Consider the following 21792-nt stretch of genomic DNA (forward strand, 5'->3'; position numbering starts at 1 on the left):
ATGACGCCGCCGGCGGCCCGTGGGGCCCAGGAGGGGGCGGCCCGCCCCCTCCACCGGGTCCCGTCAGGGCTCAGATCTCGTCGACCGTGGAGACCGTGGCGCCGCCCGGGCGACGGCCCAGGTCGAAGCCCAGCTCCTCGGAGGCGCGGCGGCCGTCGTCGTCGGCGTCGTCCAGGGCGATGACGTTGCCCTCGTGGTCGAGCGCCTCGACGTTCAGGCACAGCGACTGCATCTCCTTCATGAGCACCTTGAAGGACTCGGGGATGCCGGGCTCGGGGATGTCCTCGCCCTTGACGATGGCCTCGTAGACCTTGACGCGGCCGTTGACGTCGTCGGACTTGACGGTGAGCAGCTCCTGGAGGGCGTGGGCGGCGCCGTAGGCCTCCATCGCCCACACCTCCATCTCGCCGAAGCGCTGGCCACCGAACTGCGCCTTACCGCCCAGCGGCTGCTGGGTGATCATGGAGTACGGGCCGGTGGAGCGGGCGTGGATCTTGTCGTCCACCAGGTGGTGGAGCTTGAGGATGTACATGTAGCCGACCGAGATCGGGTACGGGAAGGGCTCGCCGGAGCGGCCGTCGAACAGGCGCGCCTTGCCGTCGCTCTGGACGAGCTCCAGGCCCTCGGGGCTCTCCAGCGTGGAGGACAGCAGACCCATGAGCTCGTCGTCGCGCACACCGTCGAAGACGGGGGTGGCCACCGGCGTGCGCGGCTCGGCGCTCACGCCGTTCTCGGGCAGTCGCAGGGCCCACTCCTCGCCGGCCTCGCGGGCCGCGGTGGCGTCCCAGCCGCGGGAGGCGACCCAGCCCAGGTGCAGCTCGAGGACCTGGCCGACGTTCATGCGGCTGGGCACGCCCAGCGGGTTGAGGATGACGTCGACGGGGGTGCCGTCCGCGAGGAAGGGCATGTCCTCGACCGGGTTGATCTTGGAGATGACGCCCTTGTTGCCGTGGCGGCCGGAGAGCTTGTCGCCGACGGTGATCTTGCGGCGCTGGGCGATGTAGACGCGCACCATCCGGTTGACGCCGGCCGGCAGCTCGGCGTCCTCGCTGGAGGCGTCGAACTCGCGCACGCCCGTGACGATGCCGTACTCGCCGTGCGGCACGCGCAGGGAGGTGTCGCGCACCTCGCGGGCCTTCTCGCCGAAGATCGCGCGCAGCAGACGCTCCTCGCTGGTGAGCTCGGTCTCCCCCTTGGGGGTGACCTTGCCGACGAGGATGTCGCCGCTGCGGACCTCGGCACCGATGCGGATGATGCCGCGCTCGTCGAGGTTGGCCAGGGTCTCCTCGGAGACGTTGGGGATGTCGCGGGTGATCTCCTCGGCACCGAGCTTGGTGTCGCGGGCGTCGACCTCGTGCTCCTCGATGTGGATCGAGGTCAGCAGGTCCTCGGCGACGACGCGCTGGGAGATGATGATGGCGTCCTCGTAGTTGAGGCCCTCCCAGGTCATGAAGGCCACGAGGAGGTTCTGGCCGAGCGCCAGGTCGCCACCCTCGGTGGCGGGGCCGTCGGCCAGGACGCTGCCCGCCTCCACGTGCTCGCCCTCGTTGGCGACGACGAGCTGGTTGTAGCAGTTGCCCTGGTTGGAGCGGCGGAACTTGGCGACCTTGTAGACCGTCTCGGAGCCGTCGTCGTTGGCCACGCGCACGAAGTCCGCGCAGACCTCGGTGACGACGCCGGGCTTGGTGGCCACGAGGACGTCGCCGGCGTCGACGGCGGTGCGCCGCTCCATGCCCGTGCCCACGAGCGGGGCGTCGGGGCGAATGAGCGGCACGGCCTGGCGCTGCATGTTGGCGCCCATGAGCGCGCGGTTGGCGTCGTCGTGCTCGAGGAAGGGGATGAGGGACGTGCCCACCGACACCATCTGGCGCGGGGAGACGTCCATGAGGTCCACCTCGTCGGCCGCCACCAGGGCGGGCTCGCCGCCGGCGACCCGGCACAGGACCCGGTCCTCGGCGAAGTGGTGGCCGTCCTCGGTGAGCTCGACGTTGGCCTGGGCGATGACGTGGCGGTCCTCGTCGTCGGCAGTGAGGTAGTGGGTCTCGTCGGTGATCTCGCCGTCGCGCACGACGCGGTAGGGGGTCTCGACGAAGCCGAAGGGGTTGATGCGGGCGAAGGTGGCCAGCGAGCCGATGAGGCCGATGTTGGGCCCCTCGGGGGACTCGATGGGGCACATGCGCCCGTAGTGGGAGGTGTGGACGTCTCGTACGTCCATGGAAGCGCGCTCGCGCGAGAGGCCGCCGGGGCCCAGGGCGGACAGGCGGCGCTTGTGCGTCATGCCGGCCAGCGGGTTGTTCTGGTCCATGAACTGGCTCAGCTGGGAGGTCCCGAAGAACTCCTTGATGGCCGCGGTCACAGGGCGGATGTTGATGAGGGTGTTGGGCGTGATGGCCTCGACGTCCTGGGTGGTCATGCGCTCGCGCACCTGACGCTCCATGCGGCTCATGCCGGTGCGCACCTGCGACTGGATGAGCTCGCCGACGGCGCGGATGCGGCGGTTGCCCAGGTGGTCGATGTCGTCGAACTCGACGGCGATCTCGACGACCTCGCCGTCGCGCACGCCCTCGACGCTCTCCTCGCCGGCGTGCAGCGCCAGGAGGTACTTGATGGCGGCGGTGATGTCCTCGATGCGCAGGACGGAGTCGGCCAGGTCCGCGGCCAGGCCGAGCTTCTTGTTGATCTTGTAGCGGCCGACCTTGGCCAGGTCGTAGCGCTTGGGGTTGAAGTAGAAGTTCTCCAGCAGGGTGCGGCCGGCCTCGACGCTCGGCGGCTCACCGGGGCGGATCTTCTTGTAGATGTCGAGCAGGGCCTCGTCCTGGGTGGTGACCTTGCGGTCCTCGTCGAGGACGGAGGTCAGGGCCGGGTAGGCCTTGAACTCCTCGCGGATCTCGGCCTCGTCCATGCCCAGGGCGAGGAGGAAGACGGTGATGTCCTGCTTGCGCTTGCGGTCCACGCGCACGGCGACGTGGTCGTTCTTGTCGACCTCGAACTCGAGCCAGGCGCCGCGTGAGGGGATGAACTTGGCGTTGTAGACGTACTTGTCCGTGGCCTTCTCGGTGGCGCGCTCGAAGTAGACGCCCGGGGAGCGCACGAGCTGGGAGACGACGACGCGCTCGGAGCCGTTGACGATGAAGGTGCCCTTGTCGGTCATGAGCGGGAAGTCGCCCATGAAGACCGTCTGCGACTTGATCTCACCGGTCTGGAAGTTCTCGAAGTCCGCGACGACGTAGAGGGGGGCGGAGTAGGTGAGGTCCTTCTCCTGGCACTCCTCGGCCGTGTACTTGGGGTCCTCGAAGCGGTGGTCGTGGAAGGACAGGGCCATGGTCTCGCCGAAGTCCTCGATCGGGGAGATCTCGTCGAAGATCTCCTCGAGACCGGAGGCGCTGGGCAGGGAGTCGGGTCGCTCGGCGTTCGCGGCGTTGACGCGCTGGCGCCACTTCTCGTTGCCGACGAGCCAGTCGAAGGACTCGGTCTGCAGGGCGAGAAGGTTCGGGGCCTGCATGGGCTCCGGGATCTTCGCGAAGTTGATGCGACGCGACGCGGTGCGCGCGGCGATGTCAGCGGCAGTAGGTGCAGAGGTGCGCGAGGCAGCCAAAGGGGGATCCTTCCCTCATCTCGGGGATCACTCTGCGTGCACTGCGCGGTGCCGGTCGGGTCCGCCGCCGCGGGGCCAGGCCAGGGGCCTGTCCTCCGTCGGTCGATCACACTCGTGCCAGTACACACAATGGACGCAAAGCGCTAGCGTACACGCCGCCTCCACCCGTCTCCACGTCGGGACCCCTCAGGTTCTTGCGATCCCGGACACATTCGTGGATACTGCCCGGTTCCCGTCCCCTGTGCGTCCCGACGGCGGCCGTGGGCGCCGGAGCGATCATCGTCGGACCCCGGCCACCAGGTGGTGGCCGGGGTCCGACGATGATCGCTCCGCCCCGCCGGTCGGGCCGTGCGGGCCCGGGTCACCGGCGCGGGGACGGGCTCACTTGAGGGTGACGGTGGCGCCGGCGCCCTCGAGCTGCTCCTTGGCCTTGTCGGCCGTCTCCTTGTTGACGCCCTCGAGGACGGCCTTGGGGGCGGAGTCCACGAGCTCCTTGGCCTCCTTCAGACCGAGGGAGGTCAGGGCGCGCACCTCCTTGATGACGCCGATCTTCTTGTCGCCGGCGGCCTCGAGGATGACGTCGAACTCGGTCTTCTCCTCCTCGGCGGCGCCGTCAGCGGCGGCACCGGGGGCGGCGGCGACGGCAACGGCGGCCGGAGCGGCAGCGGTGACGTCGAAGGTCTCCTCGAAGGCCTTGACGAACTCGGACAGCTCGATGAGGGTGAGCTCCTTGAAGGCCTCGATGAGCTCGTCGGTGGTCAGCTTCGCCATGATGGGCGTTCCTTCCTGAAAAAGGGTCCTGCACCGTCTGTGGTCAGCACAGGGTCTGTGTGGTGTGGGGGTGACGCACGCGGCTCAGGCCGCGGCCTCCTGCTTCTCGCGCAGGGCGTCGACAGTGCGGACCGCCTTGGAGGCGGGCGCGACGAAGAGGTACGCGGCCTTGGACAGCGACGCCTTCATGGCGCCGGCGGCCTTGGCGAGCAGCACCTCGCGGGACTCGAGCGAAGCCAGCTTCTCGACCTCGGCGGAGTCGAGGACGTTGCCGTCCATGACACCACCCTTGACGACGAGCTTGGCGTTGTCCTTGGCGAAGTCACGCAGGGCCTTGGCGGCCTCGACCGGCTCACCGGTGACGAAGGTCAGGGCGGTGGGGCCCTTGAGGTCGTCGGCGAAGGCCTCCAGGCCGGCCTCGCGGGCGGCGATGGCGGCAAGCGTGTTCTTCACCACGGTGTACTCGGCGTGACCGGCGAGCGAACGACGCAGCTGCTTGAGCTCGGCGACGGTCAGCCCGCGGTACTCAGTCAGCAGCACGGCACCGGAGTCGCGGAACCTGCCCGCGAGCTCGGCGACAGCCGCCTCCTTGTCAGGCCTTGCCATGGGCCCTCCTTCCGTGGTCTGCCGCAGGCGCCCGGGCCCGGGAACGGGTAGAGCCCCGCGCCGGCAAGGCACGGGGCTCTCGCTCCGCACGGGGCGGAGGGGTCTCGTTCTCACCTGCGCTGGCCTCGCCGCCCGTGGGCGCCGAACTTGGTCCTGGTCCTCGCGGACCGGGAGACCTGCGGTCTTTGGCAGGTGCCACACTACCGGCCCCACCGCCCCGCGCCGCAAGCGCTGGCACGCTCCTGCGCGGTGCGATCGGTCACGTGCGGGCCCGGGCCCGCAGCCTCGGGGGCGCCCGCCCCTTCCCGCCGACGCCCCGTGCCCCTACGGTTCCGGCATGCCGCAGACCACTCCCACGTGGGCCCCGTCCGTCGCCCCCGCCCAGCTCCTCGTCGACGGCGCCCCCTCCGGCGTCCCGCTGTGGGTCGCGCACAACCGCAAGGAGCGCAACGCGGGTCTGCTGGGCACCGAGGGTCTCGACGGCGCCCTGTGGATCCGCTGCTGCAACTGGGTCCACACCTTCGGCATGCGCTATGCCATCGACGTCGTCTACCTCTCGCGCTCGGGCCGGGTGCGCACCGCGCGCACCATGCGGCCCGGGCGCCTCGGGGCGCCGCGCGTGAGCGCGACCGCCGTCGTCGAGCTGCCGGCGGGGGCGGCCGCGCACGCCGGGATCACACCCGGACGCACCCTCGCCGTCGGCCCCGCCGACGAGCGCCCCACCGCCTGAGCCGCGGGCGGCCCACCAGGCCCCGCGCACCGGTCGCCCCGCGCAACCGGGCGGCCCTCACTCCCTCCCGCCGGGCGTCACACGAGGGCGAGACCCGCCTCGGCGTCGGCGCGGTTCTGCTCGAAGGCGTCGGAGTCGTCCCAGCGCAGCAGGATGACGGCCCGGTTGACGTCGCCGTCCCGCACGAGCCACAGGCAGCCGTGGTAGTCGCCCGCCCCGCTCCACAGGAAGTCGACGCGCTGGCCCTCCAACGAGCCGTTGGAGAAGGCGGACACGGCCGCCTCGCGCAGCGCGGTGACACCCGGGTCCTTGAGGAAGCCCGCCACGGCCTCCGTCAGCGAGGCGCCGGCCAGGCCGTCACCGGCCATGACCGTGCCCGGCAGGCGCGAGTCCTCGACCCGGTCGGTCCACGCCCGGGACCAGGGGGCGGCGCCGTTGCGCTCCTCAGGCTGGCCGATGTCGTTCCAGTCCTCGCCCACGAGCAGCCAGAGGCCGGCGGCCTGGCGGCGCTGCCACCCCTCGGCGGGCGCCTGCGGCTCGGGCTCGTCGGCCAGCGCCAGGCCCGCCTCGAAGGCCGAGACCATGTCGTCATCCACTGACGGGCCGAAGAGCACGACGACGGCCGTCGAGGGGGTGCCGGTGAGTGTCCACACGGCGCCGGACCCGGTCGACGAGGTCAGCGGCTGGCGCGAGCCGCCGCGCACCTGCTGCGTCTCGCCGGTCGTGACGTCGGTGCCGACGATCTCCATGAGGCTGGCAAGGCCGAGCGCGGCGGAGGCCTTGTCCTCGGCCCCGGCGCCCCACAGGCGCGCGAGGACGAGGTCGCCCTGCGGCACGGCCGAGGTGTCGCTCGTCCAGCAGCGGTCCCAGTAGAAGTCCGTGGAGCCGCTCTCCTGGACGAACGGGCTCATGCCCGCGGGTACGGGTACGGTCAGGGGCTCCATGACCTCACGCTGCCAGCTCTCGGGCAACGGGGCCTCCTGCGGGTCCTCCGAGTCACCGGAGCAGGCGGCGAGCGCGGGGGCGCCGGCGGCGGCGAGCGCTGCCGCGCCGGTCAGCCGGAGCAGGAGGCGTCGGGAGAGTGTCATCGTCAGGGCTCCTCGTCAGGACGTCAGGGACCACAGCACGCTACCGGCCGTCTCGTGGTCCCGACCAGGGGCGTGCGCCCCACGCCGGCGCCGCACTGCGGGGCGCACGGCTCACGCCGCCGGCGCCGCGCGCGTGAGACAGTGGCGAGCGTGCCCCTCACGCTCCTCCTCGTCCTGGTCGTCCTCGCCGTCTGCGCCGCCACCGTCCACGGGCCCGCCTCCCGCTACGCCCGCGGCTACGTCAACGCGCTGCTCGTCGAGACCGCCGTCCAGGAGCCGGGGGCGCAGCCCCCCGCGCTGCGCGCCGCCGCACGCCGGCGCGCTCTGCTGCGCGCCGGCCGGCAGACGGCCCTCTTCCTCCTGGCGGCGCTCGGCGCCTGCACCGCCGCGCTCTGGGCCGGACGGTGGCACGAGGCCGTGCTCGTCCTACCGGTTCTCGCGGCGCTGACGGTGGCCGGGAGCACGGACGCCGTCTGTCACCGCCTGCCGAACCGTCTGCTCGGTCCGGCGGCCCTGTGGGCCGCCGTCTGCGTCGTCGTTGACGTCCTCGCACGCCTGGCGGCGGGGACCGGGCCCGCTCAGGCCCTCCTCCCCCTGGCGGGGGCGCTCGGGGCCGCCGCCGGGCTCGGGGGCGCGACGCTCCTGCTCGCCCTCGTGCCCTCCGGGATCGGCATGGGCGACGTCAAGCTGTGCGCGATCACCGGGCTCTGGCTCGGACGGCTCGGCTGGGCCGTGCCCGTTGCCGGGGTGGTCGCCGGGTTGCTCCTCGCCGGGCTGGCGGCCATCGTCCTCATGGTGCTGCGCCGTGCGCAGCGGGACACGATGATCGCCATGGGCCCGTACCTCGTCGCCGGTGCCTGCGCCGCCTGGGTCCTCGCCGTGCTGTGAGACGGCGCGGGGCCCGCCGCGCGCCGGGCCCTGAGCCCCTGCCGGGGTGCTCAGTCCCGGGGCGCCGTGGTCGCTGAGCACAGCGACATCAGCGCCGCACAGGTGTCGACCAGCGCGCCCCGGGGCACGAAGGCCGTCAGCGTGTAGGCGCGTGCGGCCTCGTCGCAGAGGAAGAGCTCGACCGCGTCGATGACCGTCGTCTCGCCCCAGCCGGGCAGGAGCGCGTCCTGCGTCCACGTCAGCTGATGGCTCTGGGCGAAGCCCTCCCAGGTCAGGGGCTGCTCGGCCGTCGTCACGGCCCCCTGCGACTGGAGCTCCTGCCTCACGGCGTGCGCGGCGCTCTGCGTGGAGCCGGTGAAGGCCGCCGGCCCCTCGACGACGAGGTACCCCCAGGCGGTGTCGTCGGGCCACACGTAGGTCACGGACACGCGCCCCTCGCCCAGGCTCTCGGGCGTGAGGGCCCGGGCCCCCTCGCCCAGGCTCACCAGCAGGCCGGTGACCGGCTCGACCCGGGTGCCGGTGACGGCCAGCCGTGCCAGCCGGATCTGCGGCGCCTCCTGCCCGGAGGCGGGCGCACTGGGCTCGGAGGGCGGGTCGGCGGCCTGTGGGGAGGAGGCGCAGCCGGCGAGACCGGCCAGGAGCGCGCTCACCGTCACCAGGCCCGTGCGCACAGCGCTGCGGCGCCGCACGGCCAGGACACGCGCGGTCGCGCTCAGTCGCTGCCGGCCAGCCACAGCCCCTCCTCGACCGTGCTCAGCAGCGCGGTGTCGAGGCCCGCGGTGAGGGTGGCGAGGACGGCGCACACGAGTGGCTCGCCGTCACCGCGCGAGCGCTGGAGGGTCCACAGGACGCCGCTGCCCCGGCCGGCGCCCTCGTCCCGGCCGCCATAGGTGAAGGGCAGGCGCAGCGCGTCGAGGCCCTCCTCGTCGAGGGACAGCGCCTCCACGGTGCCGTCGCGCTCGAAGGCGGGCACGGAGCCCGCCACGCAGTCGGACTCGATCTGGGCCAGGGCGTCCGAGGCACTGGCCTCCCTCGTCTCGGGGCACAGGAGCACCAGGGCTCGCGCCGCGCCGTCCGCGTCGACGTCGCCCCAGCCGGCGGTCCACCGCTGTGAGCCGGCCAGGGCGCCGACGGCGCTCCAGGCCGAGGGCACGCTCAGGCTCGCGCCGCCGCGCCCGACGCGGGTCCAGCCGCCGGGGGCGCTCGGGCCGTCGTGGCGCGGGGAGATCCTCAGGGACTCCTCCACCGTGGTCCTCACGGACTCGTCGAGACGGTGGGCGCCCAGCAGGACGGCCGCGCAGGAGGCGCCTTCCTCAAGCGCCCAGAGCCTGACGGAGCCCAGCTCGGTGCGCTCGGTGGCCAGGTCGAGGCAGGCGACGGTGAGGGAGTCCTCACCGCCCTGGGCACTGGTCGTGGTCGGGCGCAGCCCGGGCACGCTGGTCCGCAGGGCGTCGAGCGCGGCGGCCAGCGCCTCCTCGGCGGTGGTGGCGCCGACGGGGCCGGCGGCCAGCAGGTGCCCGTTGCCCCCGTCCTCGCGCCAGGCGTCCGTGAACACGCCGATACCGGTGTCAACCGGGCCGTGGGACCAGCCGGTGGGCACGCTGAGGGACAGGTCGCCGACGGCGACGCGGTCCCAGCCCCTCGGGGCGGCCGGCCCGTGAGCGCTGCAGCCGGTGGCCGCCAGCGGCACGGCGAGCGCGAGGGCGAGGAGGCTGCGGCGGGTGAGGCCGCTCATGGCTGAGCGTCCTGGTCGGCGGGCGCGTCCTCGGGGGCGACGAGGGCCTGCTCGTAGGCGAGTGCGAGGGCGTCGTCAGCGCCCACGAGGGCGATGACCACCCAGCCGTCGGTCGTGGCCAGCACCCAGGCGCGCGAGGAGCCCTCGTGGCCCGTGCGGGTGAAGGCCAGGTGGATGACGCCCTCGTCCGCCTGCCCGGCGGCGACGGCGGGGCCGGGGGCCCCCGAGGTGTAGGAGCCGGTCTCCGTGTAGCCGCTGACCGCGGCACCCAACAGGGTGGTGGCGAGCATGCGGGCCTGCCCGCCGGAGCCCGCCCCCAGGGGTGTGGAGACGAGCACGTGGGCCGAGTCCTGCTCGCCGGCTCTCAGGGCCCATGCCTCCCCGTCGTCCGTGGTGGGCGCGGCGGCCCAGTCCGCGGGCAGGGGCAGCTGGATGCCGCTCACGCTCACGACCGCCTCGGCCCGGGTGGCGGCGGGCGGCAGCGGCGAGGGCTGGACGAGGACGTCGTCGTGCGCGCAGGAGGCGACGGCCCCGGCGAGCGCGGGCACCAGCAGGAGAAGGAGGATGGGTGCGGGCATGGCGGTGCGGCGGGTCACGGGGCGGGCACCCACTCTCCCCCGGCGGGCCGTTCGGCGAGCGGCAGGCGCTCGGCGCCCTCCAGGAGGGGGTCGGCCCGCAGCCGCTCGGCCGTGGCGCTCTCGCCCTCGGGCAGGATGACGCTCTCGCGCAGGCCCTGGCCGGTCTGCGCGGCGAGACGCTCGAAGGCACTCACCGACATGTCGGCGGGGTCCGTGCCGGTGAGCGCCACGGGGTCGGGGTCGACCCGTTGCCCGGCGAGCTCGACGAGCCAGGACTCGACCGCCGCCCAGCTGGTGGGGGTGACGGGCACGACGAGCTCGGTGCGCTCGAGCCCGGTGGGGGTCTCGGCGAGGGAGCAGACGGCCAGTGCCGTCAGGGAGCCGTCGGGCAGCCGCTCGGCGCGCACCTGGATGAGGGCCCCGTCGGGGCGCTGCCACGTCCAGGTCAGGGTGGTCACCCCGGTGGCGGGTGTGAGCACGGAGCGGTGGAGCACGTCGTCGACGGCGTCGAGCCCGGCATCCGGCCTCACGCCCAGGTCCAGGTCGACGACGACGGGCTGCGCCGTGCTCGGGTCGGCGGGGTCGAGCCCGAGCAGCGGGGCCCGCAGCAGGCCGGTGGCGCGCTCGGCGAAGGGGTCGGAGGCCAGGGCGTCCCACGTGTCGCAGGATCCTGTCCCCGGTGCCCCGCAGGCGAGGTCCTCGAGCGCCACGAGGACGCCGGCGCCCTCGAAGCGGCTGGCGGGCGCGGCCTGAGGTCGGCCCTCACCCCACATCTGGCTCCAGGCGGGGACGGCCTGGGCGAGCGTCACGGGACTCCGGCCGGCCACGGTGTCCCGGTGTCCCCCCGCCACGACGCCGGCCGCGGCGGCCGCCACGACCACCCGCTCGTCACTCGCCGCCGGCAGCGCGACGGCGCCGGTCGGCACCGGTGCGGGGGCGGGTGCACCGCAGGCGGAGGAGTCGGCCAGGCACAGGAGGCGGTGGAAGGCCCCGGTGACGGCACCGAGGATGACGAGGCCGGTGATGACGAGCACGGCGATCATCGCCCGGTAGCCGCGCAGGCCCGGCTCCGCGCGCAGCTGTGGGCGCCTCCCTCCGCTCAGTGCCATGCGTGCCCCGGCTCAGTCGGTGACGAGGCGGGTGTCGATGCGGGCCCGGGTGGTGTACGTGCGCGGCAGGGGCGGCTGGGGCGGTTCGGTCGGCGCGGCCGACTCGCTCGGCTCCGGGGAGGAGCCGCCGGGCGCGTCCTCGGCGGGCTCGACCTCCTCGGGCTCGGTGCGGCACACCCGCCCGTCCTTGACGCCCAGCAGCCCGTCGCTCACGCAGGCGCCCGAGGCCAGGTCCAGCTGGGCGGTCGCCATCGACGAGTTGTGCAGGTCCGTGCCGTAGACGGTGTCGTTGCTGCGGGCCTCCACCCTGAAGCGCAGGCCGGGCAGGACATCGATGTCGGTCACGGTGGCGTTGTTCGCCGCGGCGTAGGAGGTCACGGCGTGCTCGATGCCGCTGCGCGAGCAGTAGGTGGACACCGGCTGGCCGAGCTCGGCCCAGAACCCGGCCGGGTCCTCGGCGAGGACCGCGCGGCGGTAGGCGTCCTCGAGCTGGTCGGCACAGTGGTCGGCGGCAGCGAGCGCAGCGGCGTCCGCGGCCGTGTTGACGCTGCGGCGCTCGGCGACGGCGTCGCCGACCATGAGCATGACGACGACGCCCACGGACAGCAGGCCGATGGCCATGACGGCGATGAGGCCACTGACCGCGGCGCCGCGCTCGTCGCACAGGGCGGCGGCGAGCGGGCGCAGGCGAGTGGGCACCGCCGTGCGCACAGCGCTCATGCCTCGATCACCGGGATGCCGGTCAGGCGCAGGGCGATGGCGTCGTCGCCGTCGCCGGGCAGGTCGAGGACAACCTCGTCCTGGCCGGTGTCCGGCCAGACGGCGGGCAGCAGGACGGGGGCGTCGGGGCCGTCGATGAGCGGGGCGCTGACGTCGGTCATGGGCGTCAGCAGCGCGTCGTCCTCCGCCTGCAGCGGCAGGTAACGGGTCGCCCCGTCCAGCAGCGACAGGGAGCAGACATTCGGTGTCACGACGCCCCAGTGGGCCTGCCAGGCGTGCGGCAGGTGGAAGGCGTCCGGGGAGAAGTAGACCGTGGCGTCGGCGCTGATGCGGACCCGCCCGATGAGGCAGCCGTCGGCGCGGGTGACCTGGTCCAGGGACACGTGCAGCGTCGCGCCCTTGTAGTCCACGTCGACGCCGTCCTTCCCGGTGCCGACCGGGCCGGCGGGCTCCGGGAGCTCGCCCGCTGCTGCCTGCGCGAGCCCGTCCTCGCCCTCGGCGGGCTCGGCGGGGGTCAGGACCACCTCGACGCGGCGGTTGACGGCCCGGTTGGCGTCGGAGTCGTTGGGCACGCGCGGCTCCGACTCCCCCTTGCCGGTGAGCGTGACCTGCCAGGCGGACAGGTCGGTGAGCCGGCCCAGGCGGTCGCCGACCGCCTGCACCCGCCGCTCGGAGAGCTCCTGGTTGTGGGCGTCGGAGTCGACGTCGTCGGTGTGGCCGGTGACCGCCAGCGAGCCGCCGGAGGGGTAGCGCTCGATCTGCGCGGTGACGGTGGACAGGATGGTGTCCGCCTCGGCGGTCAGCTCGGCGGAGTCGGAGGCGAAGGTGACGTCGCCCGAGACGAGGACCGTCGTCGTGTCCTCGTCCTCCTGGGTCTCGGAGGAGCCGTCGGCAGCCCCGATGAGGGTCTGCAGCGGGTAGGGGCCCGCGTCGTCGAGGTCCGGGGAGGAGGCGGCGAGCACGGCGGCGGCGTCGAAGACGTCCGTGGAGCTCTCCACCGGGATGCCCGGGATGACGCCGAAGCCGGGCAGGAACAGCGCGACCTCCTCGGTGCCCTCGGCGAGCGCGGTGAACAGCGGGTGCAGCACGAGGGGCTCGTCGGCGCTCACGGTGCTCAGCACGCCCTCCGTGCTACCGCCGCTCTCCGGGTAGCAGGCGGCGCCGGCGAGGTCGAGCATGCGGATACCGCCGATGAAGTCGCCGGGGGTGTTGTAGGTGGAGAAGGTCGTCGTGCCCAGGATGGCCTCCCCCTGCGTGGGGAACAGGGTGAGGTGGACGAGGGTGGTGCCCTCGGTGACGACGGCGGGGCCCGCCGTGACCGTCCACTCGACTCCGCTCAGGCCTCCGGTGAGGGCGGGGCCGGATGCCGCGCCCTGGCCGGCCGTGGCGGAGGGGCCGCCGCTCGCGGTCGGCTCACCGGTGGAGGCGTCGACAGGCTGTGACGGCCCACAGGCCGCCAGGACGGCGGCCGTGCCGAGGACGGCCGAGCCCAGCAGGGCGGCGCGGCGGGTGACGGGCTCTGGTGACTTCATGGCGGCGGCGCTCCTCAGCACTTCCTCAGTCTGGTCAGTCGGATCGGGTGAGTCGGACGGATGGCAACCGCTGCGAGCCTAGCGGCGGGCGGCGCGGCCGTGGACCCGGTCGGCATGGGCCGTGCTCCCCATGCGCTGGGTGGTTCTCATGCGACGTGCGCAGCACGGTGGGCTCGGGCACCGAGGGTGCCCGAGCCCACCGCGTGGCACGGACGGGTCAGAAGATCTTGCCGAGTGCCTCGGTGACCTTGGCGCCGATGTCGAAGCCGTTGAACGCCGTCATCACGGCGGCGGCGACGATCATGGCGACGACGATCATGCCGGCGTACTCGGCGGCACCCTGGCCCTCCTCGCGCTCGACGAGGTTGTGGAGCCAGGTGTGGACGCGGACCTGGGAGGAGAGAACGGCGTTGGACATGGGATGACCTCCATGGCTGGGCCGAGTCGAGGACTCGGAGTGTTCAGGGGCACCGGCCTGCCGGTGATGACGACAGGCTAGGAAGGGGCACCGCCCCACCCCCAGGGGCACCCGCCCCCAAGGACGCCCCGTGCCCGGCGGGGCAGCGGGACCGGGGCACGCCCGGGCACCCGAGCTGCCCGCCGTGCCCGCGCCACGGGCGCCGCCCTCAGCGCTCGGCGGTCTCGGCGGCGCGCCAGGCGACGACCGCCTCCGCACGGTTGTGGACGTGCAGCTTGGGGTAGGCGGAGTTGAGGTAGTTCTTCACCGTCCTGGGTGAGAGGAACTGCTCCTCGGCGATCTCGGCGTTGCTCAGGCCGCGCGCGGCCGCCTCGATCACCTCGGCCTCGCGCTTGGTGAGCAGGTCCGCCAGCGGGTTGCGGCGCGCCCGGGCGGGGGTGGCGCCGACCGCCAGCAGCGCGCTCGCCTCGGGACCGAGGACGAGGCCGCCCTGGGCGCAGGTGGTGATCGCCGCCGCCACCTGCTCGACGCCGAGGCTGCCGTGGACGAGGTAGCCGCGTGCGCCCAGTGACATCGCCTCAGTGATCGTCTCGGCGTCGTCGGCGCTCGTGAGCATGACCACCTGGGCGGTCTCGGCGAGCACGGGCAGCGCCTCGAGCCCGCCCATGCGCGGCATGCGCACGTCGAGCAGGACGACGTCGGGCCGGAAGCTGCGGGCGCGGTCGATGGCCTCCTGGCCGTCGGCGGCCTCGGCGACGGCCTCGACGGCCTCGATCTGCTCGAGGACGCGGGCGAGGCCGAGCCGGACGATGGCGTTGTCGTCGACGACGAGCACCTTCATGGTTCCTCCTTCACGCTCACGCGGCCAGCGCGCTCGCGGGACGGTTGCGGGACGGGGATCGTGGCGAGGACGCGGGTGCCGCCGCCCTGGCGGGGCTTGAGGGACAGGCGCCCGCCGAGCGAGGCGAGGCGCTCCTGCATGCCGCACAGCCCGTAGTGGCCGGAGCCGCGCAGGTTCGTCGGGTCCTCGAGGACGCGCCGCGGCAGGCCCACGCCGTCGTCCTCGACCTCGAGCAGCAGGCGCGGCGGAGCGTCGTCGGTGCCGGTCACGCGCACGCGCACGTGCGAGGCCCTGGCGTGCTTCTCGATGTTGGAGAGCATCTCCCCCAGCGCGCGCTGCGCCTGCCAGGTCAGCTCGCCCGAGGCCGCGAGCGAGCGGCCCTCGCACGCGGTGCGCACCTCCAGCTGGAGCCGCCGGCCCCAGGTCTCGACGTCGTGGACGAGGCGCAGGCGCAGGTCGCCCTCCGGTGCCACGCGCAGCTCGTCGAGCACGGCCCGGGACTCGGCGGACAGGGCGTCCGCCGCCTCGAGCAGGAGGGCGGCGTCCCGGGCGTGCGCGCTGCCCTCCTCGGCGAGCTCGGCGGCGAGGACCTCGGAGAGCATGCGCACACCCGCGGCGGACTTGGCCACCGTGTCGTGCAGGTCCCGGGCGAGGACGATGCGCTCCTCGCTGGAGGCCTGCAGCGCACGCACCCGGGCCAGGTCCGCCGCGACGACCTCGACGCGCGCGACCTGCTCGACCATCCTGCGCCCGAGGAGGGCCAGTCCCAGGACGGCCACGAGGACGAGCAGGTGCGGCCACGGGCCGGGCGCGCGCACGGCGAGCACGGTCAGGGCCATCAGGACGGGCACGAGCCATCCCCACAGGGCGCGGCTGCCCGAGACCACGCTGATGAGGAAGGCCGAGACCAGCGCGTAGGCGGTGACCAGGGGCGGGGTCGCACCCGTCGGCCCGGTGCCGACGGCGAGCACGCCGACGGTGACGACGGCGTCGGGCACCGTGAAGAAGGCGGTGACGAGGTAGCCGCCCTCGCGCCCCCACCGCATCAGGAGCAGGAGGTTGCCGGGGACCACGAGCAGCAGCAGGAGGCCTCCCGTGACCGGGCCCCGCCCCACCACCGCGAGCGCGCCGAGGGCGACGACGAGCACGATGCCCAGGCGCACGTCGACGAGGAGCCGGGCCGCGGGGGCGAGCGCGGCCTCGGAGACCCGGCGCGCGTCACCCATCGAAGAGCCCCTGCAGCATCGGCAGGTTCATGACGATGAACGAGCCCGCGACGAGGACGATGGTGCCCGGGACGATGAGCATCGTCACCACGAGGGAGACCTTCGGCTGCGCCCGCGTCGCGGCCTGACGCACCTGCTGGGAGCGGACCCGGCGCACCTCGCGCGCGATCTGGCGCAGCGCGTCCTCCAATGGGGTGCCCAGCTCCTCGGACTGCAGGAGCGCGGTGACGAAGGAGGCGACACTCGGTGACTGGTTGCGCCCGCGCAGCCCCTCCAGGGCCGCGCGCCGCGGCACGCCGAGCTGCAGCTCGCGCAGCACCGTGGCGATCTCCTCGGCGAGCGGACCGGAGTGCTCGGTGGACACGCGCCGCAGGGCGGCGCGGAAGGGCAGCCCCGCGGCGACGGTGACGGCCAGGACGTCGAGGAAGTCGGGCAGGTCCCGCTCGATCTCCCGCTGCCGGCTGCGGATGGCGGAGTACAGCCAGGTGTGCATCCACAGGCTGAAGACGGCGAAGATCACCACCCCGTACATCGGCCTGCCGTTGAGGACCCACAGGAGCATGAGCAGCGCGCCCACCGTGATGAAGCCGGCCTCGCGCTGGATGAAGGACTGGGCGGTCAACCCGACGGGGCGGCCGGCGGCCCGCAGCTGGCGTGAGAGCCTGCGCACGCGGCTCTCCCCGTAGAGCTGGCGGAGCAGCCGCTGGGTGAAGGTCCCCATGAAGTCCGCGGTGCGCGCGAACAGTCCCGGGCGCGCCTCGTCGTCGGCCGCGCCGGTGGCCTCGAGCGCGAGCAGCTCCTCGATCTGCGGCTCGCGCACCATGCGCAGGGACTGGGCGACCAGCAGCACGATGAGGGCGGCGAGGGCCCCGAGCAGGACGGCGAGCACGGTTCAGACCTCCACCCGGGACACGACCCGCATGAGCAGCGCCCCGGCGGCGAAGAAGCCCAGCGCGGCGACGAGGACGACGCGCCCGGCCAGTGTCGAGGCCAGCGAGTCGAGCATGCCGGGCTGGAAGACGTTGAGCAGCACCACGGCACCCGCACCGATGCCCATGACGGCGTAGCCGCTCATCGCGGAGCCGAGGATGACGGTGCGCACCTCGCGGCGCAGCTCCTTGCGGTCCTCGAGCGTCCGAGAGATCTCCATGAGGGCGTCGGTGAGGGCGCCTCCCGTACGGGCCTGGATGACGATGGTGCGCACGAGCACGTCGAGCTCGCGCGAGGGCATCTGCTCGCCGAGCTCGCGCAGGGCCGCGTCCAGGCTCCAGCCGAGGTCGAGGTGCGCCGCCACGCGCGTCATCTCCGAGCCGGCGGGCTCGGAGAGCTCGCGTCCGGCCATCGCGACGGAGCGGCTCACGCTCAGGCCGGCGGCGTTGCCGTTGGCGATGATGCGGGCAAGCTCGGGCAGCTGGGCGGTGAAGTCCTCCCGCCGCCTGGCCGCGGCGCGGCTGAGCCACTGCAGACCGGCCCACAGCAGGATGAGGGCGATGATGACCGAGCCGATATACCCCAGGACCACCCGCCCGGCGATGAGCGTCACGCCCATCGCCGCCACCATCGCGAGGGTGACCGCCACGGGGTCCCACGACCGCCCGGCCGCGACGAGCCGGCGCTCGACGGCGGTGAAGGGCCAGTAGTGCGCGAGGCGGCCGGCCAGGTAGGCGGCGCGCTGGCCCCCGCTCGCCTGGCCGGCGCCGGTGAGCCGGACCAGGTCCCGGCGCCTGGCGGACTCGGCGGCCAGGACGCTGACGGCGGCCGTGGCCAGGACGAGGGTGAGGAGGGTGAGAGCGAGGAGGAGCCTGACGGTCGGTGTCATTGCGGGCCCCCCGCTCCCCCGAAGGCCTCCGGGACCACGGCGTCCTGCTCCGTCAGCCGTTGGAGCAGCGCGTCGGGCAGGCGGTGGGGGGTGAAGGAGCCGGAGCGCTCATAGGTGAGCACGGGCACGGTCCTGAAGGGCTCGCGGTGCTCGGAGACGACCGCCTCGATCTGCCGCACGCGCCGCACGCCAGCGGCGTCGCGCTCGAGCTGGACGATGATGTCGATGGCCGAGTTGACCTGGTCGCGGATCGTGTCGACCGGCAGGTCGAGGTCGGACATGCTCGCCAGGGTCTCGACGCGGCCGAGCGCGTCGCGCGCCGAGTTGGCGTGCACCGTGGTCAGCGAGCCCTCGTGGCCGGTGCTCATGGCCTGGAGCATGTCCATCGTCTCGCCGCCGCGGACCTCGCCGACGACGATCCGGTCGGGCCTCATGCGCAGCGAGTTGCGCACGAGGTCGCGGATGGTGACCTCGCCACGGCCCTCGGAGTTGGCGGGGCGCGACTCCAGGCGCACGACGTGCTCCTGCTGGAGGGACAGCTCGGCGGAGTCCTCGATCGTGATGATGCGCTCGTGCTCGGGGATGAGCCCGGACAGCGCGTTGAGGAAGGTCGTCTTGCCCGTGCCGGTGCCCCCGGACACGAGGATGCTCAGCCGGGCACGCACCATGGCGTCGAGCAGGCGGCCGGCGTCGGGGCTCAGGGAGGCCTTCGCCACGAGGTCACTCATGCGGAAGGGCCGTGGGAAGCGGCGGATCGTCACCGTCGGCCCGTCGAGGGCCAGCGGCGGGATGATGATGTTGACGCGCTCGCCGCCGGCCAGGCGGGCGTCGACCATCGGGCGCGACTCGTCGACGCGCCGGTTGATCGAGGAGACGATGCGGTCGATGACCTGCATGAGCTCCTCCTCGGAGGTGAAGGCCGCCGGGATGCGCTCAATGCGCCCGGAGCGCTCGACGAAGAGGTCGTGGATGCCGTTGACCATGATCTCGGTGACGGACTCGTCACTGATGAGCGGCTCGAGGACGCCGAGGCCCACGGTGTCGTCAATGACGCGCTGGATGACCCGCGCGCGCTTGCGGGTGGACATGACGGGTCCCTCGATGGACAGGATCCGGGAGAGCACGCGCTCGAGCCGGGCGCGTTTGAGGGGCATGTCGAGGTCGGCGACCTCGTCGATGTTGACCTCCTCGAGCAGCCTCGCCCGGAAGCGGGTGACGAGCTCGGTGATCTCGCCCTGGTACGCCTCGGGGACCGTCCGGTCGCGCAGCGCCATGTCAGGGCCTCCTCGTCGGGTAGGTCGCCTCGGCGGACACATGCAGCCGGGTGACCTCGACGACGCCGGGGATGCCGATCGGCACGGAGCCCGTCACGTGCACGCAGCCGTTGCCGCAGCCGCTGACGGACTCCAGCCGCACATGGCCGCTGACGGCTGCGGCCACCGCCGCGTGGGCGGGCCGGCCCTCCTCGAGGGCGCGGGCGCCGTCGTCGGCGGCGGCGCGCACCTGCGAGACACCGACGGCGGCGCCGAGGCCCTGGAGCACGATGAGGACGACGATGAGGAGCCAGGGCACGAGCGCGGCGGCCTCGACGGCGGACTGCCCCTCCTCGCGACGGCCGCGGGCCAGGGCTCGGGGTACTCGCAGCATCATCGCTCCCAGTCGATGCGTGAGGAGCCGGAGGCGGTGCCCATGCCGGGCACCACCGAGGGGACCGAGAGCGTCACGCGCACGGTGGAGGCGCCGGTGAGGCGGACCTCGACGCCGTCGCCCAGGGCCCCGGGGATCCGCTCGGAGACCCGGGCGGCGGCCTCGGAGGTGCTCGCTCCTGTGGCGACGATCCGCGCCGCGTCCTGGGCCGCGCTGTGGGCGACGAGGCTGGCGCTGCCCAGGATGAGTGCCTGGAGGCAGATGAGGAACACCGCCAGGACCGCGATGGCGGCCCCGACGAACTCGACGCTCGCCTGCCCCGACTCGCCTGAGCGTCGCCGCATGCGGCTCCCGGGGGCGGTGGAGGGGGTGGGCGGGATGGATGGTGGGCCGACCCACTCGGCCGGCGGTGCCGGGGCCGGCGCCGCGGGCTGCTCCGGGGAGTACGGGGCCGAGCCGGCGGGCGCCGGGACCGGGGCGGGCACATGGGCCGGAGCCGGCGCAGCGCCCGTGGCGGTGCTGCTGACGGTGTCCTCGCCCCCGCCGGTGGCGCGCGAGCGGCGGGAGGCGGCCTGCCTCGCCCGACGTCCGCGGCGGCGGGAAGGGCGCTCCGGTGAGCGGGTCTCGTCGGCCACGAGGGCGGGGTCCGCGGCGACGGCGGGCGCCCGGGTGGCGGAGGCGGCCCCCGCGACGGCGGCGCCGACGGCGGTGAGCTCGGGCAGCGCGAGGTCGATGAGGGTGCCGGTGTTGAGCACCGGCTCGAGCTGGGCCGTGCGCTCCGGCAGGACGGCGAGCAGGTTGAGGCTCACGAGCCGCGCGGCTGCGGCGGGCTGGATCTCGTTGTGGCGCGAGGTCCGGTTGAGCACGAGCACGGGCTCGGTGCCCCGCGCCAGGTCGAGCCGGTTCATCGCCTCGGTCAGGCGACGCACGCAGCGCAGGGCCGGGACCTGCGGCGTCGCCACGATGACCACCTGGTCCGCCAGGTCGATCGCTGCGGCGGTGGCGTCGTCGAGGTGCGAGCCGCAGTCGACGACGACGCACGCGTACCGGTAGCGCATGGCCTGGATGATCTGCCGGGCGGCGGCCTCGTTCATGATCTCGGCGAGCTCGGTCCGCTCGGGCGCGGGCAGCAGGTCGATGCCCTGGTGCAGGGGGTAGGCGACCTCCGAGATCTCGCGTCCACCGACCTCGGCCGCGAGGGCGGCGAGGTCGGTGACGCTGTTGCGGACGGTGACCCCGCAGTAGGCGGCGAGGTCGCCCGCGCGCAGGTCGAGGTCGACGAGCGCCGCACGGTCACGGGCGGCCGCGTCACGGGCGGTGGCCAGCGCGATGAGGGAGGTGCCCACGCCGCCCTTGGCGCCGATGACGGCGATGACCGACCCGACGCTCCGGCTCATCTGCTCGCGCTCGCCCGACACCAGCCCGCGGGCGGCCCGGGTCCACGCCGACAGCGCGCTCAGGCGCTCGGCGTAGTGCCCGACCGTCGGGGGCAGCGGGAGCACACCGCGGCCCCCGGCGTCGACGGTCCTCAGGACGAGGTCGGCGTCGGTGCGCGGCGACAGCAGGCACACGGGCAGCAGCGGGTGCACCGAGGACATCTCGCGCAGGACCGAGGGGCCGTTGCCGCCGTCGAGCGCCTCGTCGACCAGGACGATGTCGATGTCCTGGCGGCCGACCTCGATGCGGGCCTGGGACGGCGAGCTGACGGCGATGAGCTCGGCGAAGCCCTCGAGCTCGGTGATGACGGCGGCGACGGCCCGGGTGCAGGCCTGGTCGTCGGAGATGAGGAGCACCTGTGTCACTGTCCAGCCTCCTGTGCGGCGCCGTGGTAGACGGTCTGGTCATCGGTGAGCGGGGTGTCGTCGCCGGCGCCTCTGAGGGCGAGCCTGAGCTTGACCGAGTAGGACTCGGCGTAGGCCAGCCGCAGGGAGTCCTCACTGCTCAGGGCGAAGGTGACGGGGATCTGGTCGGACTCGCTGAAGGCGCCCGAGGCGTCCTCCTCCTCGACGGTCGTCACGACCCCGACGTTGATGATGAGGACGTTCTGGACGACGACCTCCGAGCGCTGCTCGCCCGTCTCGTCGTTCGTGATGGTGGCCAGGATGTCGACGTGGTCGCCCGCGCGGATGCGCCCGGCGACGCCCGTCTCGGCGTCCACCATGATCGCGACCTCGCGGTAGCCCGGTTGGAGGCCGGGCGCCTCGGTGAGCATGCCGGTCTGCAGGACCGAGCCGCTCGGGTAGGCGCCCGACGAGACGAGGCCCTCGATCTGCCCGAAGGTGCTGACGGCATTGGCCGGCGCCCACCGCTCAGGCACCTCGACGGTCTCGACGTCCGAGGCCTCGATGTGGTGCATGGCCTCGATGTCCGTGGTCAGGCGGAGCACCTCGACCATCGGGCCGACCTGCGAGGACACCGAGCTGACGTAGGCGGCGACACCGCTGAAGGTCAGCACGGCGGCGAGGATCGTCATGAGGAGCAGCAGCACT

The 21792-nt window shown here is 73.7% G+C and carries 21 protein-coding genes; 2 read left to right on the plus strand and 19 right to left on the minus strand.

From position 1 onward, the window contains the following. Positions 1 to 70: 70 nt before the first annotated feature. The 3 genes from rpoB to rplJ all read right to left on the minus strand — a co-directional run bounded on the left by rpoB (position 71) and on the right by rplJ (position 4972). Positions 71 to 3595: a DNA-directed RNA polymerase subunit beta gene (gene rpoB / locus H6X67_RS02750; RefSeq protein ID WP_249367411.1), complete on the minus strand. Its 3525-nt coding sequence runs from the start codon at positions 3593 to 3595 to the stop codon at positions 71 to 73. A gap of 381 nt (positions 3596 to 3976) precedes the next feature. Continuing rightward, positions 3977 to 4366: a 50S ribosomal protein L7/L12 gene (gene rplL / locus H6X67_RS02755; protein WP_249367412.1), complete on the minus strand. Its 390-nt coding sequence runs from the start codon at positions 4364 to 4366 to the stop codon at positions 3977 to 3979. A gap of 84 nt (positions 4367 to 4450) precedes the next feature. Beyond that, a complete protein-coding gene (gene rplJ, locus H6X67_RS02760) occupies positions 4451 to 4972 on the minus strand; it encodes a 50S ribosomal protein L10 (protein ID WP_249367413.1) in 522 nt (173 codons plus the stop codon). A 337-nt stretch (positions 4973 to 5309) separates the two neighbouring features. Between rplJ and H6X67_RS02765 the strand changes: the two genes are divergently transcribed. Continuing rightward, complete coding sequence (locus H6X67_RS02765; RefSeq protein ID WP_249375457.1) at positions 5310 to 5702, plus strand: DUF192 domain-containing protein; 393 nt, start codon at positions 5310 to 5312, stop codon at positions 5700 to 5702. 77 nt (positions 5703 to 5779) lie between these two features. Here the strand turns inward: H6X67_RS02765 and H6X67_RS02770 are convergent, their stop codons facing one another. After that, a complete protein-coding gene (locus tag H6X67_RS02770; protein ID WP_249367415.1) occupies positions 5780 to 6790 on the minus strand; it encodes a hypothetical protein in 1011 nt (336 codons plus the stop codon). 150 nt (positions 6791 to 6940) lie between these two features. Here H6X67_RS02770 and H6X67_RS02775 point away from each other — a divergent pair, with 150 nt between their 5' ends. Then, positions 6941 to 7678 (plus strand): A24 family peptidase, encoded by a 738-nt coding sequence (locus tag H6X67_RS02775; protein WP_249367416.1) that lies wholly within the window; start codon positions 6941 to 6943, stop codon positions 7676 to 7678. Between the two features lie 50 nt (positions 7679 to 7728). On the opposite strand, the gene H6X67_RS02780 is transcribed toward H6X67_RS02775, so the two are convergent. From H6X67_RS02780 to cpaB, 15 genes are all read right to left on the minus strand, one after another. After that, positions 7729 to 8412 (minus strand): hypothetical protein, encoded by a 684-nt coding sequence (locus H6X67_RS02780; protein WP_249367417.1) that lies wholly within the window; start codon positions 8410 to 8412, stop codon positions 7729 to 7731. Continuing rightward, positions 8391 to 9413, minus strand: coding sequence for a hypothetical protein (locus tag H6X67_RS02785; RefSeq protein ID WP_249367418.1), 1023 nt, complete (start codon positions 9411 to 9413; stop codon positions 8391 to 8393). The genes H6X67_RS02780 and H6X67_RS02785 overlap by 22 nt, the downstream gene beginning before the upstream one ends. Then, positions 9410 to 10009, minus strand: coding sequence for a hypothetical protein (locus H6X67_RS02790; protein WP_249367419.1), 600 nt, complete (start codon positions 10007 to 10009; stop codon positions 9410 to 9412). The genes H6X67_RS02785 and H6X67_RS02790 overlap by 4 nt, the downstream gene beginning before the upstream one ends. After that, positions 10006 to 11100: a hypothetical protein gene (locus H6X67_RS02795; RefSeq protein WP_249367420.1), complete on the minus strand. Its 1095-nt coding sequence runs from the start codon at positions 11098 to 11100 to the stop codon at positions 10006 to 10008. Before H6X67_RS02795 ends, H6X67_RS02790 begins: the two co-directional genes overlap by 4 nt. Positions 11101 to 11112: 12 nt before the next feature. Further along, positions 11113 to 11820, minus strand: a complete 708-nt coding sequence (locus tag H6X67_RS02800; protein WP_249367421.1) for a hypothetical protein — start codon at positions 11818 to 11820, stop codon at positions 11113 to 11115. Beyond that, positions 11817 to 13352: an OmpA family protein gene (locus tag H6X67_RS02805; RefSeq protein ID WP_249367422.1), complete on the minus strand. Its 1536-nt coding sequence runs from the start codon at positions 13350 to 13352 to the stop codon at positions 11817 to 11819. The genes H6X67_RS02800 and H6X67_RS02805 overlap by 4 nt, the downstream gene beginning before the upstream one ends. A 217-nt stretch (positions 13353 to 13569) precedes the next feature. Continuing rightward, a complete protein-coding gene (locus H6X67_RS02810) occupies positions 13570 to 13770 on the minus strand; it encodes a hypothetical protein (protein ID WP_249367423.1) in 201 nt (66 codons plus the stop codon). Positions 13771 to 13978: 208 nt separating this feature from the next. After that, positions 13979 to 14611, minus strand: a complete 633-nt coding sequence (locus H6X67_RS02815; protein ID WP_249369730.1) for a response regulator transcription factor — start codon at positions 14609 to 14611, stop codon at positions 13979 to 13981. Next, positions 14608 to 15837, minus strand: coding sequence for a sensor histidine kinase (locus H6X67_RS02820; protein WP_249369733.1), 1230 nt, complete (start codon positions 15835 to 15837; stop codon positions 14608 to 14610). Before H6X67_RS02820 ends, H6X67_RS02815 begins: the two co-directional genes overlap by 4 nt. Continuing rightward, positions 15830 to 16726 carry a type II secretion system F family protein gene (locus H6X67_RS02825; RefSeq protein WP_249369735.1) on the minus strand — a complete coding sequence of 299 codons (897 nt, stop codon included), beginning with the start codon at positions 16724 to 16726 and terminating at the stop codon, positions 15830 to 15832. The genes H6X67_RS02820 and H6X67_RS02825 overlap by 8 nt, the downstream gene beginning before the upstream one ends. Positions 16727 to 16729: 3 nt before the next feature. After that, positions 16730 to 17656 carry a type II secretion system F family protein gene (locus tag H6X67_RS02830; protein ID WP_249369737.1) on the minus strand — a complete coding sequence of 309 codons (927 nt, stop codon included), beginning with the start codon at positions 17654 to 17656 and terminating at the stop codon, positions 16730 to 16732. Further along, the gene (locus H6X67_RS02835) at positions 17653 to 18930 is read right to left on the minus strand and encodes a TadA family conjugal transfer-associated ATPase (RefSeq protein WP_249369739.1); all 1278 of its coding nucleotides are present in this window, start codon (positions 18928 to 18930) and stop codon (positions 17653 to 17655) included. The genes H6X67_RS02830 and H6X67_RS02835 overlap by 4 nt, the downstream gene beginning before the upstream one ends. Before the next feature lies 1 nt (position 18931). Continuing rightward, positions 18932 to 19303, minus strand: a complete 372-nt coding sequence (locus tag H6X67_RS02840) for a TadE/TadG family type IV pilus assembly protein (RefSeq protein WP_249377029.1) — start codon at positions 19301 to 19303, stop codon at positions 18932 to 18934. After that, the gene (locus tag H6X67_RS11755; protein ID WP_349305302.1) at positions 19303 to 21105 is read right to left on the minus strand and encodes a response regulator; all 1803 of its coding nucleotides are present in this window, start codon (positions 21103 to 21105) and stop codon (positions 19303 to 19305) included. Before H6X67_RS11755 ends, H6X67_RS02840 begins: the two co-directional genes overlap by 1 nt. Beyond that, positions 21102 to 21791, minus strand: coding sequence for a Flp pilus assembly protein CpaB (cpaB, locus tag H6X67_RS02855; protein ID WP_249369587.1), 690 nt, complete (start codon positions 21789 to 21791; stop codon positions 21102 to 21104). The genes H6X67_RS11755 and cpaB overlap by 4 nt, the downstream gene beginning before the upstream one ends. Position 21792 lies beyond the last annotated feature (1 nt).

Source organism: Actinomyces sp. AC-20-1 (assembly GCF_023369555.1).
Taxonomy (GTDB): Bacteria; Actinomycetota; Actinomycetes; order Actinomycetales; family Actinomycetaceae; genus Actinomyces.